Raw genomic sequence first — 14,994 nt, forward strand, 5'->3', positions numbered from 1 at the left:
CGATCTCACCTCGGACAACATGCGTTGTCGGACCCTGGGTACAGTGTCTGCGCCGTGCGCCGGGACACGGTCCGGATCACCGAGGGACACATGCGAACCGCACAGAACAGTGAGCCGCCCCACGACGAGGGCGTCTTCTCCCGCTGGACGACCCGGCGCTGGCTGCGCGCCGGGGTCTTTGTCACGCTGGCCGTCCTGGCCGTCCTGGGATCGCTGGGCGGCTGGGCGATGTGGCGTACGTCGCAGATCACCTCGGAGCTGGTGGACCGGCGCTCGCCGGCCCTCATCGAGGCGATGCGGGTGGAGCAGGCCCTGGTCAACCAGGAGACCGGGATCCGCGGCTACGGGCTGTCGGGCCGCCCGGACTTCCTCCAGCCCTACACGCAGGGCGTGGCCGACGAGAAACGCGCCCTGGGGCAGCTGCGTCCGCTGGTCGGGGACGACGCCCGGGCGAGCGCCGACCTGGCCGAGACCGAGAAGCTGGCCGGTGCCTGGCAGCAGCGCATAGCGCGACCCGTCTCGGCGGCCTCCCCCCGAAACGCCGTGAAGCTCGCCACCGAGCGGACGGCGCAGGGCAAGACCGCGTTCGACGCGCTGCGCAAGGCCCTGACGCGCCAGCAGGCGCACCTCCAGGACGAGCGGGCGTCGGCCACCGGTGACCTGCGCCGGGCCGTCACCCTGCGCAACTGGGTGTTCGTCGTCATCGCCGTCGTCATCGCCCTGGTGGCGGTGCTGGTCTTCGAGGGGCTGCGCCGGGGCATCACCGGGCCGCTGAGCCGGCTCGGCACGGACGCCCGTGAGGTGGCGCAGGGCCGCTTCGAGCGCTCCATCACCGGCACCGGCCCCGCCGACCTGCGCCGGCTGGCCGCGGACGTCGAGTCGATGCGCGGGCGTCTGCTGGAGGAGCTCACGTTCAGCGAGGCGTCCCGCGTCCTGCTGGACGAGCAGGCGGCGGATCTCAAGCGGTCCAACACGGAGCTGGAGCAGTTCGCCTACGTCGCCTCCCACGATCTGCAGGAACCGCTGCGCAAGGTGTCCAGCTTCACCCAGCTGCTGCAGCGCCGTTACGGCGGCCAGCTGGACGAGAAGGCCGACCAGTACATCGCCTTCGCGGTCGACGGCGCCAACCGCATGCAGAACCTGATCAACGACCTGCTGGCCTTCTCCAGGGTCGGCCGCCAGTACAACGACCACCAGCGGGTCGACCTCGAGGCGCTGCTGGACAGGGCCCTGGACAACCTGAGCGTGACCGTGGAGGAGACCGGCGCCGAGATCACCCACGACGCCCTTCCCACCGTCGTGGGGGACCCGACCCAGCTCGGCATGCTCTGGCAGAACCTGCTGTCCAACGCGGTCAAGTTCCGCAGCCCCGACCGCTCTGCGCGCATCCACGTCAGCGCCTCCCGCGAGGACGACACCTGGCACTTCGCGGTCAGCGACAACGGCATCGGCATCGCTCCCGAGTTCCGGGAGAAGGTCTTCGTGCTCTTCCAGCGGCTGCACACCAAGGACGCCTACCCCGGCACCGGCATCGGCCTGGCGATGTGCAAGAAGGTCGTGGAGTTCCACGGGGGCAGGATCCGCATCGACGCCGGCCACGAGCCGGGCACCCGCGTCGCCTTCACCCTCCCCGCCGCCGACAGCGCCCCGGCCGCCCCGCAGAGAAAGACGCAGCCGTGACCGAACACGTCGCGGGCCGCACGCAGCCGTTCCGTCTCCTCCTGGTCGAGGACGACGACGGAGACGCCCTCCTCGTCGAAGAGCTCCTCTACGACACCGGCCTGCCCTACGACCTCACGCGCTGCCGCACGGCCGCGGAAGCACGCCAGGCACTCAGGACGGACCCCGTCGACTGCGTCCTGCTCGACCTGCACCTGCCGGATGCCTCCGGCGTGGACACGGTCCAGGCGATCCAGCCGGACGCCGACGCCGCGGTCATCGTCCTCACCGGCCTGGACGAACCCCGCGCGGGAGTGGACGCGCTCGCCGCCGGCGCCCAGGACTACCTCGTCAAGGGCCAGGTCCAGCCCGACCTCATGCAGCGCGCCGTCCGCTACGCCGTCCAGCGAAAGCAGGCCGAACGCGCCAACGCCGCCCTGCAGATCGGGCGCCTGCGGGCCGAGGAGAACGCCCGCCTGGAACGCGGACTGCTCCCCGAACCCCTGCTGTCCTCCACCGTCGTCACCGCCTCCAGCCGCTACTACCCCGGCCGGGCGCAGGCCCTTCTGGGCGGTGACTTCCTCGACGTCGTGCAGACCGACGACGGGCAGGTGCACGCCGTGATCGGAGACGTCAGCGGCCACGGCCCCGACGCCGCCGCGCTCGGTGTCTGCCTGCGCATCGCCTGGCGCGCGCTCACCCTCGGCGGGCACCGCGACCAGGAACTGCTCGGCCTGCTGGAACAGGTCCACATCGCCGAACGCGCCGACGGCGACCTGTTCACCACCTGCACCCTCATCACCCTGGACCCGGACAGCCGCGTCCTGACCCTGCACCTGGCCGGCCACCACGAGCCCCTCCTCGTCACCGCCAAGGGCACCCAGGAGGTCGACGCGGCCCACGGGGTCGCCCTCGGCATCGCGCCCGGACTGGGCAGATGGCCCGCCACCACCCTCGCGCTGCCGGCCCGGGGCGCGCTCATCGCCTACACCGACGGCCTGGTCGAAGGCTTCGCGGACAGCACCGGCGCCCGGCTCGGCGTGGAGGGCCTGCTGCGGATCATCGACACGATCCCCTCACCGGACCCCGGCACCCACCTCGACGAGCTCATCGCCCGGACCCGCACGCTCAACGCGGACCGGCACACCGACGACCTCGCCGTCCTTCGCCTGGACTGGACCGACACCTCGGCGCCCGCCCTCTGAGAGCGCGGGCCGGGCCCGGACCGGCTCGGGTTCGGTGAGGAGGAGAAACCGCCCGCCGTCCCCGGGAAAGGGCAACGGCCCCGCGGGCAGGAGGAGCAGGGTTCCACTGCTGAGCCCGCGGGGCCGTTGCACGATTCACGTACCCTGCGGTGCGTCCGATAAGCCCGATCCCTCCTGCCCCTTCGGCCGGGCCCGTGCACGGCAGCGGGCCCGGCCGCTTCGGCCGGGCCCGCTCATTGCTCGCGCGGGGCGCGTTCCTCGCGCCGGATGCCTTCGTCTACCAGCGGTACCAGCGGCCCTTGCGGCCGCCGCTGTCCGCGGAACGGACGACGAAGCCCAGCAGCCACACGATGAGCACGATCACCGCGATCCACCACAGTGCCTTCAGCGCGAAGCCCGCGCCGAAGAGGATCAGAGCCAGAAGAAGAACGAGAAGCAGGGGAACCATAGTTATCAACCTCCTGGCCATCGAATGCCCTTACTTCGCCCCTACAAGCACACAAAATATGAGTTATTTCTGTGAAGCGAGGGGCATATGCAGACCCCGCGCCTGGACGGTTCCCCCTCTCCCCCGCCTCACGCACCACGGACACCCAGCACGTATCACCCGGGGCGATGCCGTGGCCCTGGATCCACCGAGGCCGTGACAAGGCCGGCCCCAGGGCCGCCGGCGCCGGGCATGCGTGCGTCCATGAGGGTGACGCCGGGGCGGAGTCGGGGCCCCGTGCCGGTCATCGGCCGCGGTCGCGGTGGGCGGCGACGCGGACCCGGGTTCCGCAGCGGGTCGAGCAGTAGCGCTGCGGGGCGCGGCGCCCGGTGTCGATGAAGCAGCGGTCGCAGCCGGGTGCCGCGCAGCGGCCCCACGCGCAGTAGCCGCGTTCGCCGAGCCAGAGGGCCAGGGCGAGCGCGGCGGTGGACAGCAGCCACCGGGCCGGGTCCCGGTGGTGGGGGCCATGGTGTGCAGGCTGGGCGGCGATACTTTGCGTGTATGGACGGCGAAAGGGACGGGGCGGTATGGAAGCGCGGCATCTGCGGTACGCGCTCGCCCTCGCCGAGCACGCGCACTTCGGCCGGGCCGCCCGCTCGCTGGGTATCGCGCAGCCCCCGCTGTCCAAACAGATCGCCGACCTGGAGCGCGAGACCGGGGCCCGGCTGTTCGACCGTACGCGCCAGGGCGTGTTCCCGACCGCCGCGGGCGAGGCGTTCCTCGTGCGGGCGCGGCGGGCGCTGGAGGAGATGGCCGGGGCCACGGCCGACGCGGGGCGGGCGGCGCGCGGGGAGACGGGCCGGCTGCGGCTGGGATTCGTCGCCTCCGCGCTGCTCGATCCGCTCCCGGACGTCCTGGGCCGGTTCGGCCGCGAACGGCCCGGCGTACGGCTGGAGTTGCACGAGATGGCATCCGGGCGCGGCGCCGCCGCTCTCATCGCCGGGGAACTGGACGTCGCCGTCACCCTCGGTGCGCCCCGGGGCGCCGGGGCCGAGCATCTGGTGTCCGTCCCGGTCGGACGCGATCACCTGACCGCCGTGGTCGGCAGCGCGCACCCCTACGCGGGCCAGGCGTCGGTGAGCGTGGACCAGCTGCGACGGCAGCCGCTGATCGTGGCCGCCGGGGAGGACGAGCCCGCCGTCGCCGCCTGCCTGCGCGTCCTGCTGGGCGAGGACACCGCGGCGCTGGACGGTGCCACCATGGCCAGGGACGTGCACACGATCATGGGCCTGGCCGCCTGCGGGGCCGGTGTGGGCCTCGGGCCCTCCCGTATGCGGGAGGCGCCGAGAGCGGGGATCCGGTTCTGCGAGGTGACGCCGAGGACGGCGCTGCCCGACCTGGTCCTGTCCTTCGCCGGCCGTGACCGCTCCCCGGCGCTGGGCGCCTTCCTCGACACCGTTCGCCGAACCTGCCCCCACGTCGGCGCCGCACTCGACGCGCGATCGGGCCGGGCGTGAGCAGCGCACCCGGTGGGTCCGTCCGGTCTCCTGCACGGCCGCGGTCAGGGCGGGCTCCCGCCCGCACCCCGCCCCCGCGGGCCGAACCGGCGCGAGGGCGGGGGCGGGCGCCGGTGCGCGCGGACCAGGCCGGCGAGGCGACGTTCCCCGCGTTCGTCCGCGCCTGCTGGGACGCCGGGGTCGCCCGGTACGACGTCGACACCGCCGCCCGCACCTGCACCTACTACGGCAGCGACGGCGACTCCTGCACCGAGGTCTGCCCGTTCGTCACGCTTCCCTGAGAGACCGGAGCCGCTCTTGTGAGAACCCCGCCGCCGGCCGGTGCCGCGGCCCCCTCCGGATCCGGGCGGCACTCCCGCGCATCCGTTTCGGGGGCGCGAGCGGAAAAACCACCGAGGGACCGGGTCTGCCGCCCGGTCGAGCGCCCGTCGGTCGAGGGACCTGGGAGGCGGTGCGCTCCCGGGCCCCGCACGGCGGTGCGGGGCCCGGTCCGGGGCCGGCGCCGGTCGCGGCCGTACGCGTACCACTTCGGGCGGGGCGTCACGCCGGCCCGCGGCCGCCGCCCGGTTCCAGGAACAACTCGTCGGCATAGCACCAGGCCCACTGGTGGCCGGGCTCCATCGAGCGCACGAGAGGGTGCCCGGTCGACTCGTGGTGGGCGGTGGCGTGAGCGCCGGGAGAACTGTCGCTGCACCCCACGTGGCCGCAGGTCAGACACAGTCGCAAGCGGCGCTCGTGACGTCCGCGGGCGACGCAGTCGAGGCACGCTCCGCTCAGGGGCGTCGGCTCCGGACCCGCGGCCGCCGCGTGCGGACACGCACGGCCCTGCGGGCGGCCACCGTCCGGTCGTACTCTCCACACCGTCACCCCAGCGCCTCGCTCCCTGCCATCGCCGGTCCGTACCGTCCATCGCCCGTTCTTTCGGGCGTGGGCGTGCGTGCGGATGCGACGAGAAGCCCCGTCATCGCGTACGACGCGCTCACCGCGGCGCGGGGAGCGGGCGGCCGTCGGCGAGATGTCCGCCTGGCGGGAGTCCGATGAGTCAGCGGCGGTTGTGCGGTCTACCCGTCGACGAAGGGAGCGCACCATGCGCAAGATCATCATCTGTACGTTCCTCACGCTCGACGGCGTCATGCAGGCGCCGGGCGGTCCGGACGAGGACACGCAGAGCGGTTTCGAGCACGGCGGCTGGCAGAAGCCCTCGTCCGACGACGAGGTCGGGGCGGCCATCGCCGGTTGGTACGAGTCCTGCGACGCGATGCTGCTCGGCCGCAAGACGTACGAGATCTTCGCGTCGTACTGGCCGACCGCCGACCCTGACAACCCGTTCACCGGTCGGATGAACCGCATGCACAAGTACGTGGCGTCCCGCACCCTGACAGCTGCCGAATGGCAGAACTCCACGCTGCTGAAGGGCGATGTCGTCGATGCCGTACGCGAGTTGAAGGCGTCCGACGGCCGCGACATCAACGTCGTGGGCAGTGGCGACCTCGCCCAGAGCCTCATGCGGCACGGGCTCGTCGACGAGTACCGGCTGACCATCCATCCGGTGATCATCGGCACCGGCAAGCGGCTGTTCGCCGACGGCGCGATCCCCACCGCGCTGGAGCCGGTCAGCGTCTCGACGACGAAGGGGGGCACCGTCGTCGGCGTCTACCGGCCGAACGGTGAGCCCCGCCACGACAGTTACTGAGGCGTGTGGGGGAAACGGGCTCGGGCAGGGAGCCGGTCGTTTCGTAGGGGTCGGGGCCGGCGGGCGCCGTTGTGGGCAGGGGCGGCCGGCCACGTCGCGGGCGAGGGCGAGGGTCCGGCCGTCGGCGTCGGGTCCGCGCGTGGCTCCGGGAGGCGGTGGGAGAGCCTGGTGACCGTGCCGGAGCGCCGCGGTGCGCAGCAAGGGGCCGGCGGCCTGGACGAGGCGGGGGTGGATCGGCCGAACCGGCCCGGGCCCACCTCGACGCCATCGAGGTGGGGGAAGGCTTCGGGCCGGCCGAGGTGTCCCTGGCCGAAGGCGCCGGCAGGCCGCGCGGGTGCGGGCCGGTCACGTCTTCGGGATGACGGGGATCTCAAGCGTGGAAGCGTTTTCGGGCGAAGAGGGTCGCCGAGGAGCTCAACGGGATGAGCACGTCGACTTCTTCGCCGTCCCGGACCGGCTGGAGCGTCCGGAAGGTGTGCTCGGGCTGGTGGGGGGTGCTGAGCACCGGGTCGAGTTCGCGCAGCGCGAGGCGCAGGCGGCCTTGTGCGACCAGGTCACGCCCGTAACCGTAGGAGCCCTCGAACGGGACCGGCGCGCCGTGCGACCGCTTCTCGATTCCGGCGAAGAGCCGCGGGTCCTCGGCGCCGGTGGTGGCCACGCGTAGTCGCAGCGTCATCGGGCCGCTCAGCTCCGTGTCCTCGTCGAAGCGGTGGTCGAAGACGGCCGCCTCAAGGAGACGCGGTGGAGCTGGGCCCGACGAACGGCGCAAGCGCCGCTTGAGCACCCACCCGGCCGCCCGGGCCGGTGCCATCGACGCCCTGCCTGAACGCCCGGCGCCGCCACCTGGAGGAAGGTGGCGGCGGCGGGCGTCAGCGGGCTGAGCGGGAGCCGGAACAGAGGCCGGCCGTATGTGCGGCTCAGACGACCGACAGCACGATCTTGCCTGCGGTGCGGCCCCGCTCGCCGATCTCGTGCGCCTTCGCGGCCTCGGCCAGCGGCACGACGGTGTCGATCACCGGCCGCAGCGCGCCCCGCTCCACCAGGGCGGTGATCTCGCGCAGCCCCAGGTGGTCGGGTTCGACCAGCATCCACACCGCCCGCACCCCGTCCCGGGCCGTGGGAACGTCGTCCGGGCCGGGCAGCGTGATCAGCCGGCCACCGGGCCGCAGGACCTTCAGCGACCGCTCGGCCGTCTCCGCGCCCAGTCCGTCCAGCACCACGTCGACGTCGCTCACGACGTCCTCGAACCGCACCGCGCGGTAGTCGATCACCTCGTCCGCGCCCAGCCGGCGCACCAGGTCGTGCTTGGCCGCTCCGGCCGTACCGATGACGTACGCGCCGCGGGCCTTGGCGATCTGCACGGCGAGGTGACCGACCCCGCCGGCGGCCGCGTGCACCAGCACCCGCTCGCCGGGACGCAGACCGGCGGTGTCGACGAGGGCCTGCCAGGCGGTGAGCGCCGCGAGCGGCAGGGCCGCCGCCTCCACGTGGGTCAGGGCGGCCGGCTTGGGTGCGAGATGCCGGGCCGGCGCCACCACGTACTCGGCATACGCGCCCGCCTGACGGGGGAACGACGGCATTCCGAAGACCTCGTCACCGGGGCGGAACATGCCCACACCGGGGCCGACGGCCTCGATCGTGCCCGACACGTCCCATCCGACCGCCGGCACCGCGCCCCACTCGATGAGAGCCCCACTGGCACGCGTCTTCCAGTCCACCGGGTTCACCCCGGCCGCGTGCACCCGGACCAGGACCTCGCCCAGCCCCGGTTCCGGGCGCGGCATCTCGCGCTCGACCAGGCTCTCGGCCCCGCCCCACTGCTCCACGACCACCGCACGCATCGTCTTCCTCATCCTTCGCTGTTCCCGGCTTCGTATCGGTCCGCGCCCGCAGTTCCCCGGCGCGACGCAGCCCAGCATCGGCCGCCGCGGCCCGTCACGGTGTTGGCCGTACGGCCACTATGTGCCAGGATCTGGCCATGGACAGCACCCGGTGGACAGCGGCGGAGAACGCGAGGGGCCGCGCGGACGACACCCCGCGACGGCACCGGATCGCCGTGCTGGCACTGCCGGGGGTCCCGCCGTTCGAGCTCGGCATCCCCTCCCGTGTCTTCGGCAGCGCGCAGGACGCCGGGGGCCGCCCGCTGTACGACGTCACCGTCTGCACCGCCGACGGCGCCCCCGTGCCCAGCGACGCGGGCTTCACCGTCCAGCCCGCGGCCGGCCCCGAGGCCCTGGCCGCGGCGGACACCGTGATCTTCCCGCCCACGCACGCCATGCCCGAACTGGGCCGCGGCGGACCCCTGCCCGACAAGATCGCCGCGGCCATCGCCGGCATCCGGCCCGGCACCCGGCTGGTGTCCATCTGCACCGGCTCCTACGTCCTGGCCGCGGCCGGACTGCTCGACGGCCGTCCGGCCACCACCCACTGGAACCTCGCCCCGGAGTTCCGCCGGGCCTACCCCGGGGTCAGGCTCGACGAGGACGTCCTCTTCGTCGACGACGGCGACCTGCTGACCTCCGCGGGCGTGGCCGCCGGCGTCGACCTGTGCCTGCACATGATCCGCCGCGACCACGGGGCCGCCGCCGCGAACCGGGCCGCCCGCATGTGTGTCGTACCGCCCTGGCGGGACGGCGGGCAGGCCCAGTACATCGACCGTCCGGTCCCCGAACCCACCGTCGCCGGCACCACCGCGACCCGTGCCTGGGCGCTGGAGCACCTCGGCGAGCCGCTCACCCTCGCCCGGCTCGCCGAGCACGCCCGGATGAGCCTGCGCTCCTTCACCCGCAGGTTCCGCGACGAGGTCGGCATGACCCCGGTGCAGTGGCTCACCGCACAACGCCTCGAACTCGCCAAGCAGTTGCTGGAGACGACCGACCTGTCGATCGACCTGGTCGCCCACCGGGCCGGGTTCGGCACGGCGAACTCGCTGCGCGCGCACATGAGAACGGCCTTCGGGGTGTCGCCCGCCTCCTACCGCCGTACCTTCGGCGCGACCGGGCCCCCGCAGGCCGGCCGGCACCGCACCGATATGCGCACCGGGTCCAGGGCACCCGCCGGCCCGGGTGCCTGTTCCCCCGCGGGGAGCTCGCTGGGCGCCTGACGCCGTCGGCGGCCGACGGTACCGGCGGGCCGAGGGCCGAGGGCCGAGGGCACAGCCTCGCCGCTGCCGACGACGCTCATGGTCAACGCCCTTGGGCGTCCCCGGTGGTGGCACCGGCCGCCGTGCAGCGGGAGACTTCTCGCCCGGCCCTGCACCGAAGGAGAGGCCCGTGGCGAAAGCACGGTTACGCACCGCGCGCGATTACGCGCTCGTCGTCGGCGTGCTGATCGGCCTCCTGTGCATCGTCTGGGGAGGAGTCGCGGCCACCACCTGGGCGCTCAGCGAGATGACCGGCTGCGGCCACCACTGCGCCGCCCGCGTCCCCGACACCGGCGGGGGCGGAGGCGGGGGCGGGGGGTAGCCGGCAGCTGCCGCACCGCTGCGCACCACGACCGTCCGCCAGGCCGTCCGGCCCGTCCGCTCCGGCCTGCGTGCAAGTGGCCGTCAGCGCCGGGGGGTTCACCGCGCCCCGGCCCCACGGGGCGTGTTGTTCGGCCTGGTCGGTGTGGCCGGACGAGGGTTCGAACGGCGCGGCCGGCGTGTGATCGGTTTCCGGCTCGGCCGGCGTCCTGGTCGTGGCGGGCCGGAGGCGTCGTGGCGGCCCCGGCGGGGCGTGGTGGCGGTTCAGATGCTGCGGGCGGTGATGTCGCCGTGGTCGGTGGTGGCGTGGATGTCGAGGGCGGGGGTGCCGTCGTTGCGGAGGGTGTTGCTGATGCGGCCGTGGGTGGTGCCGGCGTCCAGGGTGGCGGAGGTGCCGGGGGCGGCGCCGATCGTGATGTCGCCGGACCGGGTGCGGAGCACAACGGTGCCGTGGGTGGCCTCGGTGATCTGGATGTCGCCGTGGGCGGTGCTGATCTTCGCGGGGCCGCCCAGGCGGCCGACCTCGATGTCGCCGTCGACGGCGGTGAGTTGGAGGCTCGCGGTCTCGTCCAGCTTGATCCGGCGGTAGGCGCCGTCGAAGGCGACGTCGCCGAGGCGGCCGACAGCACGGAGTTCGGCGCCGGCGGTTTTGGCGTCGACGCGGGAGCCGGCGGGCAGTTTGACCGTCACCTCGACGGCTCCGGTGGGGCCGAGGTGCCGGTCCCCCGCCGGGGTGTCGATGCGCAGGACCCCGCCCGCGTATTCGACGGTGGTCTGCTGGGCCGCCTTCGCGTCGCGGGCCTTGGAGGCGTTGGCGGGCAGGACCTCGACCACGGTGTCGGTCCGGTCGGCGGCGATGAACTGGACGCGGCCCGCGGGGATGGTGAGGACGGCGGCGATCGGGGCGGGGGTGTCGAACTTCTGCATCACGGTCTCCCGAGTTCGTTCCTTGTTTCTGACACGGGAAACGCTATGTTGCGTTCACTGATCGGGCAATGGACTTGTTGCGCTTCAAGTAGATCACCGCAGGTCACAAGTAGTGAATCGTTGCGGCGATTTGACGGGTAACGCAACGGTCTTCGACGCGTTCGTTGCAATGAACTGGTGGTGAACGCTATGGTGGCGCTCCCGCCGAGCATGAAGGAGACCGCGATGCCGGGAGGCAGGCTCACCCAGCCCGAACGCCAGCAGATCGCGCTGGGCCTGGCCGACGGCCTCGCCTACGCGGAGATCGCCCGCCGCCTGGAGCGCCCCACCTCGACCGTCACCCGCGAGGTCATGCGCAACGGCGGGCCCACCGCCTACCGCGCCGACCTCGCCCACCGCGCCACCGGACACCGCGCCCAGCGCCGCAGGCAGCCCGCCCCCCGGGCACCGCGGACCCCGCCGCAGCCCTACGGACGCGACGCCGGGGCGGTACGCGCGTACGAGGAGACGCTCACCGCCGTCTTCATGCGGTCGGGCACCCCCAGGATGATGGCCCGGGTGATGGCCTGCCTGTGCGTCAGCGACGCGGGCACCCTCACCGCCGCCGAACTCGTCCAGCGACTCCAGGTCAGCCCCGCGTCCGTGTCCAAGGCGATCGCCTTCCTGGAGAGCCAGGACCTGGTGCGCCGCGAGCGCGACGAACGCCGCCGCGAGCGCTACTCCATCGACGACGACGTCTGGTACCAGTCCATGATCGCCAGCGCCCGCGCCACCGCCCAGGTCGCCGAGACCGCACGGCAGGGCGTCACCGTCCTCGTCCCCGGCACCCCGGCCGCCCGCCGGCTGGAGAACATCGGCCGCTTCCTCGACTTCGTCTCCGAGAGCCTCACCCGCGCCGCGGACCAGGCCCGCGAGGTCCTCCACACCAAGCCCGGCACCGCCGCGGACGGACAGCAGGTGCGACCGGGTACGCCACCGTGAGCGGCCCGGTGCCGGATGCCGGTGAGGGTGTCAGTGGGGTCCGGTCGGACGGCCGTACGACTGTTCACGATGTCGCTCGGTCTCTTCCCGACGCCGGTGCGCTGCGCGACCTGTCAGGGGCGCCGCCTGGATGCCGTGGCCGAAGCGGTCACCTACTTCAGCACCCTCATGGGCGACCTCGCCCGCCTGCGCCGCGGCAGCCCCGCCGACGACGTGACGACCACCCTGGTCCGGGCCACCGTGGACGGCCGGCTGCTCACGACGCCGAACTCGGCGCGTTCCTGCGCATCCTGCTGGTCGGCGGCAACGGCACCACCCGCAGCACCCTGGCCCACATGCTGCACCCGCTGACCGACAACCCCGGCCGGAAACAGCTGCTCCTGGCCGACCTGCCGGGACGTATGCCCGGCACCGTCGAGGAAACCCTGCGCCACGCCACCCCGGGAACCTGGATGCGCCGCAACGTCACCCGCAACACCACCGGGGTGTCCGTCCGCGGTTCGCGCGGCGGGCCCCTCGCTCGACGGCCGGTCCGGCCGGTCAGCGGGCGGTCAGGGGTGTGTCAGCGGGGCCTGGCACGGTAGTACCCGTGAACGGCGCTACCGCACAGGCCGGACACGAGGAGAGGTGCCCGGAGTGGTTTATCGGGGACCAGGGCAGTAGCCCGAAGTCGGATCCGCAAGGGTCCACGCAGGTTCGAATCCTGCCCTCTCCGCAACGGGAAGCACGCAGCCGGCCCCATTTCCCCCGCAGGGCCTGTCTCTTGACACCGCGGCGGCTTTTTGGCTTTTCCGCCCTTCGGTCATAGTCGCCGCCATGGACTATGACGTAGTGGTGGCCGGGGGCGGCCCGGTCGGGCTGATGCTGGGCTGTGAACTCCGGCTCGGGGGCGCGCGGGTGGCCGTCCTAGAGCGCCGCACCGAGGTGGACTCGACGATCAAGGGCGGGGCGATCACCACGCCCGGCGCGGAGGCGCTCTACCGCCGGGGCATGCTGCCCGCGATGGCCGAGGTGCAGCGGCAGGCGGTGGAGAGCTTCCGGGCGTTCATACGCGAACACGACGGCGGGGACGAGGGCGGGGGTGCGCCCGCGGGGCAGGGGCTGGGGGTCGTCGGGCACTTCGCCGGGATCATGCTGCGCGCCGACCTGGTCGACCGCACGGAGGCGGGCCTCGGCGACGCCGGGCCCGCCTCGGAGATCGCCTTCGTGGCGCAGCAGGACATCGAGCGGCTGCTCGGCGAGCGGGCAAAGGAACTCGGTGTCGAGGTGCGCCGGGGAGTGGAGCTGACGGGCTTCGACGCGGACGAGAGGGGCGTCACCGTGCGAAGCGGCCACGGGGCCGTGCGCGCCGGCTGGCTCGTGGGCTGCGACGGCGGCCGCAGCACGGTCCGCAAGCTCGCGGGGTTCGCATTCCCCGGCACGGAGCCGGAGATCACGTGCCACCAGGCGGTCGTGGAGATGACCGGCGCCGAGGATCTGAAGGTCGGCTGGACCGCCACGGACACCGGGGTGTACGCCTACGGGCCGATGCCGGGCCGTATCGTCACCGTGGAGTTCGACGGGCCGCCGGCCGACCGGGACGCGCCGGTCACCGCCGAGGACCTCCAGGCGCGGCTGCGGCGCGTCTGCGGCGTGGACGTCACGGTCACCGGGGTGCGGACCGCGACCCGCTTCACCGACCACGCCCGCCAGGTCACCGAGTACCGCAGGGGCCGGGTGCTGCTGGCGGGCGATGCGGCGCACGTGCACTCCGCGTTCGGGAGCCAGGGGCTGAGCCTGGGGATCGGGGACGCGATGAACCTCGGCTGGAAACTCGCCGCGGTGGTCGGCGGCCGGGCGCCGCAGGGACTGCTGGACACGTACACCCGCGAGCGGCACCCGGTCGGTGCGCAGGTCCTTGACTGGACCAGGTCCCAGGTCGCGGCCATGCGCCCGGACCCGCGCTCCCGGGCCCTGCGCGAGATCGTCAGCGACCTGGCGGGGACGGTCACGGGCACCACGTATCTCACCGCGCGGCTCAACGGCGGCGGGGTGCGCTACGACCTCGCGGGCACGCACCCGCTGACCGGACGCAGCGCCCCGGACCTCGAACTCGCTGGCGCCGGCCGCCTCGCGGACCATCTGCGCGCGGGCCGGGCGCTCCTGCTCGACCTCGCCGACGACCCGGGGCTGCGGGCGCTTGCCGCGGGGTATGCCGGCCGCGTCGACACGCTGACGGCCCGTTGCCCGTCCCGCCCGAAGCTGGCGGCGGTCCTCGTGCGTCCGGACGGCTTCACGGCCTGGGCGGCCGACGCGGGGGCACCGGCGCCGGCGGCCGGGCTGGCAGAGGCGCTCAGGGAGTGGTTCGCCGTGCCGGAGGGCGCGGTGACGCCGGGCTGATCCGCCGCTCTACCTGTCCGACCCGGACCGCGGCCGCTGCGCCAGAGGCCGCGGCGGTCTTCCCGGCGTGTTCGAGGTGCCCGTCCCGAGCGCGGCGGCCGCCCGCGCCGGGGCCGCCCCGGCTGCGGGTGCGAGGTCCGTGCCGGGCCGCGCCGCAGCCGGTCCGGGTCCGGCACCCGCTCCCCCGGCGGCGAGTCCGGCGCCGCCCGCTCTGCGCTGCCTGCTGCCCGGTGTGGGGCGTCCGGTGCGGGGTGTCCCGCAGCCGCTGGTCCGCCGCCTCGCGGACCGGGGCCGTCGGTCTCGCCGGCGTCGTCGCCCCCGGGAGCAGCACCCGCCGCTCACGCGGGCGGCCGGCCGCCCGGTCGCACGACGTCTTCGGGTCTTCGTCCGCCTGCGCGGCCCGCGCGTCCGCCCGCCTGCGCGGTTCGCCCTCCGCCTCGGTGAACTCCCGGTGCCGCACCGGCCGCTGCGGCTTTCGGGCGTGTCCTCGGGTGCGCAGTCGTGCGTCAGCGGGTGGTCAGGGGTGTGTCAGCGGGGCCTGGCACGGTAGTACCCGTGAACGGCGCTACCGCACAGGCCGGACACGGGGAGAGGTGCCCGGAGTGGTTTATCGGGGACCAGGGCAGTAGCCCGAAGTCGGATCCGCAATGGTCCACGCAGGTTCGAATCCTGCCCTCTCCGCAACGATCGACAACGCCTCCCGGCTCCCGGCTCCCGTGACAGCGTGAGGATCCTCGCAGGGC

General features: G+C 73.7%; 17 protein-coding genes and 2 tRNA genes. 13 read left to right on the top strand and 6 right to left on the bottom strand.

Annotated elements, in window-relative coordinates; all coding sequences use genetic code 11:
* The first annotated feature begins 90 nt into the window (after positions 1-90).
* Positions 91-1,680: a sensor histidine kinase gene (locus tag HEP81_RS00100; protein WP_037661872.1), complete on the top strand. Its 1,590-nt coding sequence runs from the start codon at positions 91-93 to the stop codon at positions 1,678-1,680.
* Positions 1,677-2,864: a PP2C family protein-serine/threonine phosphatase gene (locus HEP81_RS00105; protein WP_037661812.1), complete on the top strand. Its 1,188-nt coding sequence runs from the start codon at positions 1,677-1,679 to the stop codon at positions 2,862-2,864. The genes HEP81_RS00100 and HEP81_RS00105 overlap by 4 nt, the downstream gene beginning before the upstream one ends.
* Before the next feature lie 277 nt (positions 2,865-3,141).
* Here the strand turns inward: HEP81_RS00105 and HEP81_RS00110 are convergent, their stop codons facing one another.
* Entirely contained in the window at positions 3,142-3,312 is a 171-nt protein-coding gene (locus HEP81_RS00110; protein ID WP_037661814.1) for a DUF5670 family protein, read from the bottom strand.
* Between the two features lie 283 nt (positions 3,313-3,595).
* Positions 3,596-3,979, bottom strand: coding sequence for a CGNR zinc finger domain-containing protein (locus HEP81_RS00115; protein WP_243279233.1), 384 nt, complete (start codon positions 3,977-3,979; stop codon positions 3,596-3,598).
* Here HEP81_RS00115 and HEP81_RS00120 point away from each other — a divergent pair.
* The gene (locus HEP81_RS00120; protein ID WP_037661816.1) at positions 3,879-4,808 is read left to right on the top strand and encodes a LysR family transcriptional regulator; all 930 of its coding nucleotides are present in this window, start codon (positions 3,879-3,881) and stop codon (positions 4,806-4,808) included. The two genes, HEP81_RS00115 and HEP81_RS00120, sit on opposite strands and share 101 nt — an antisense overlap.
* Before the next feature lie 113 nt (positions 4,809-4,921).
* Positions 4,922-5,089: a DUF1398 family protein gene (locus HEP81_RS40990; protein WP_243279234.1), complete on the top strand. Its 168-nt coding sequence runs from the start codon at positions 4,922-4,924 to the stop codon at positions 5,087-5,089.
* Positions 5,090-5,348: 259 nt separating this feature from the next.
* Here HEP81_RS40990 and HEP81_RS40995 read toward each other — a convergent pair whose 3' ends face one another.
* Positions 5,349-5,585: a UBP-type zinc finger domain-containing protein gene (locus HEP81_RS40995; protein ID WP_063755279.1), complete on the bottom strand. Its 237-nt coding sequence runs from the start codon at positions 5,583-5,585 to the stop codon at positions 5,349-5,351.
* A 310-nt stretch (positions 5,586-5,895) separates the two neighbouring features.
* On the opposite strand from HEP81_RS40995, the gene HEP81_RS00135 reads away from it, so the two are divergent.
* Positions 5,896-6,501, top strand: coding sequence for a dihydrofolate reductase family protein (locus HEP81_RS00135; RefSeq protein WP_037661819.1), 606 nt, complete (start codon positions 5,896-5,898; stop codon positions 6,499-6,501).
* 370 nt (positions 6,502-6,871) lie between these two features.
* On the opposite strand, the gene HEP81_RS00140 is transcribed toward HEP81_RS00135, so the two are convergent.
* On the bottom strand, positions 6,872-7,312 hold the full coding sequence (locus HEP81_RS00140; RefSeq protein WP_037661822.1) for a CocE/NonD family hydrolase C-terminal non-catalytic domain-containing protein: 441 nt from the start codon (positions 7,310-7,312) through the stop codon (positions 6,872-6,874).
* Between the two features lie 106 nt (positions 7,313-7,418).
* Positions 7,419-8,354: an NADP-dependent oxidoreductase gene (locus tag HEP81_RS00145; protein WP_037661825.1), complete on the bottom strand. Its 936-nt coding sequence runs from the start codon at positions 8,352-8,354 to the stop codon at positions 7,419-7,421.
* A 125-nt stretch (positions 8,355-8,479) separates the two neighbouring features.
* Between HEP81_RS00145 and HEP81_RS00150 the strand changes: the two genes are divergently transcribed.
* A complete protein-coding gene (locus HEP81_RS00150) occupies positions 8,480-9,604 on the top strand; it encodes a GlxA family transcriptional regulator (protein ID WP_243279235.1) in 1,125 nt (374 codons plus the stop codon).
* Between the two features lie 169 nt (positions 9,605-9,773).
* Positions 9,774-9,965 carry a hypothetical protein gene (locus HEP81_RS00155; RefSeq protein WP_037661827.1) on the top strand — a complete coding sequence of 64 codons (192 nt, stop codon included), beginning with the start codon at positions 9,774-9,776 and terminating at the stop codon, positions 9,963-9,965.
* A gap of 263 nt (positions 9,966-10,228) precedes the next feature.
* Here HEP81_RS00155 and HEP81_RS00160 read toward each other — a convergent pair whose 3' ends face one another.
* Positions 10,229-10,891, bottom strand: coding sequence for a DUF4097 family beta strand repeat-containing protein (locus tag HEP81_RS00160; protein ID WP_037661830.1), 663 nt, complete (start codon positions 10,889-10,891; stop codon positions 10,229-10,231).
* A 225-nt stretch (positions 10,892-11,116) separates the two neighbouring features.
* Here HEP81_RS00160 and HEP81_RS00165 point away from each other — a divergent pair, with 225 nt between their 5' ends.
* The 6 genes from HEP81_RS00165 (at position 11,117) to HEP81_RS00190 (ending at position 14,932) form a co-directional block, all read left to right on the top strand.
* Positions 11,117-11,872: a helix-turn-helix domain-containing protein gene (locus HEP81_RS00165; protein ID WP_037661877.1), complete on the top strand. Its 756-nt coding sequence runs from the start codon at positions 11,117-11,119 to the stop codon at positions 11,870-11,872.
* A 69-nt stretch (positions 11,873-11,941) separates the two neighbouring features.
* A complete protein-coding gene (locus HEP81_RS00170) occupies positions 11,942-12,223 on the top strand; it encodes a hypothetical protein (RefSeq protein ID WP_157854576.1) in 282 nt (93 codons plus the stop codon).
* Positions 12,208-12,456 carry a hypothetical protein gene (locus tag HEP81_RS00175; protein WP_157854578.1) on the top strand — a complete coding sequence of 83 codons (249 nt, stop codon included), beginning with the start codon at positions 12,208-12,210 and terminating at the stop codon, positions 12,454-12,456. Before HEP81_RS00170 ends, HEP81_RS00175 begins: the two co-directional genes overlap by 16 nt.
* A 37-nt stretch (positions 12,457-12,493) precedes the next feature.
* Positions 12,494-12,587 (top strand) — tRNA-Ser (locus tag HEP81_RS00180).
* 101 nt (positions 12,588-12,688) lie between these two features.
* Positions 12,689-14,251 (top strand): FAD-dependent oxidoreductase, encoded by a 1,563-nt coding sequence (locus HEP81_RS00185; protein ID WP_037661833.1) that lies wholly within the window; start codon positions 12,689-12,691, stop codon positions 14,249-14,251.
* A 587-nt stretch (positions 14,252-14,838) separates the two neighbouring features.
* A tRNA-OTHER gene (locus HEP81_RS00190) sits at positions 14,839-14,932 on the top strand.
* The last annotated feature ends 62 nt before the right edge of the window (positions 14,933-14,994 follow it).

The sequence above is a fragment of the Streptomyces griseofuscus genome, assembly GCF_014673495.1.
In the GTDB taxonomy this organism is placed as follows: Bacteria; Actinomycetota; Actinomycetes; order Streptomycetales; family Streptomycetaceae; genus Streptomyces; species Streptomyces murinus.

Excerpts from the sequence above, each read along its gene's own strand:
- HEP81_RS00100 (WP_037661872.1), top strand. The coding sequence starts at position 91 with ATGCGAACCGCACAGAACAGTGAGCCGCCCCACGACGAGGGCGTCTTC.
- HEP81_RS00110 (WP_037661814.1), bottom strand. The coding sequence starts at position 3,312 with ATGGTTCCCCTGCTTCTCGTTCTTCTTCTGGCTCTGATCCTCTTCGGC.
- HEP81_RS00120 (WP_037661816.1), top strand. The coding sequence starts at position 3,879 with ATGGAAGCGCGGCATCTGCGGTACGCGCTCGCCCTCGCCGAGCACGCG.
- HEP81_RS00135 (WP_037661819.1), top strand. The coding sequence starts at position 5,896 with ATGCGCAAGATCATCATCTGTACGTTCCTCACGCTCGACGGCGTCATG.
- HEP81_RS00140 (WP_037661822.1), bottom strand. The coding sequence starts at position 7,312 with ATGGCACCGGCCCGGGCGGCCGGGTGGGTGCTCAAGCGGCGCTTGCGC.
- HEP81_RS00145 (WP_037661825.1), bottom strand. The coding sequence starts at position 8,354 with ATGAGGAAGACGATGCGTGCGGTGGTCGTGGAGCAGTGGGGCGGGGCC.
- HEP81_RS00150 (WP_243279235.1), top strand. The coding sequence starts at position 8,480 with ATGGACAGCACCCGGTGGACAGCGGCGGAGAACGCGAGGGGCCGCGCG.
- HEP81_RS00160 (WP_037661830.1), bottom strand. The coding sequence starts at position 10,891 with ATGCAGAAGTTCGACACCCCCGCCCCGATCGCCGCCGTCCTCACCATC.
- HEP81_RS00165 (WP_037661877.1), top strand. The coding sequence starts at position 11,117 with ATGCCGGGAGGCAGGCTCACCCAGCCCGAACGCCAGCAGATCGCGCTG.
- HEP81_RS00170 (WP_157854576.1), top strand. The coding sequence starts at position 11,942 with ATGTCGCTCGGTCTCTTCCCGACGCCGGTGCGCTGCGCGACCTGTCAG.
- HEP81_RS00175 (WP_157854578.1), top strand. The coding sequence starts at position 12,208 with ATGCTGCACCCGCTGACCGACAACCCCGGCCGGAAACAGCTGCTCCTG.
- HEP81_RS00185 (WP_037661833.1), top strand. The coding sequence starts at position 12,689 with ATGGACTATGACGTAGTGGTGGCCGGGGGCGGCCCGGTCGGGCTGATG.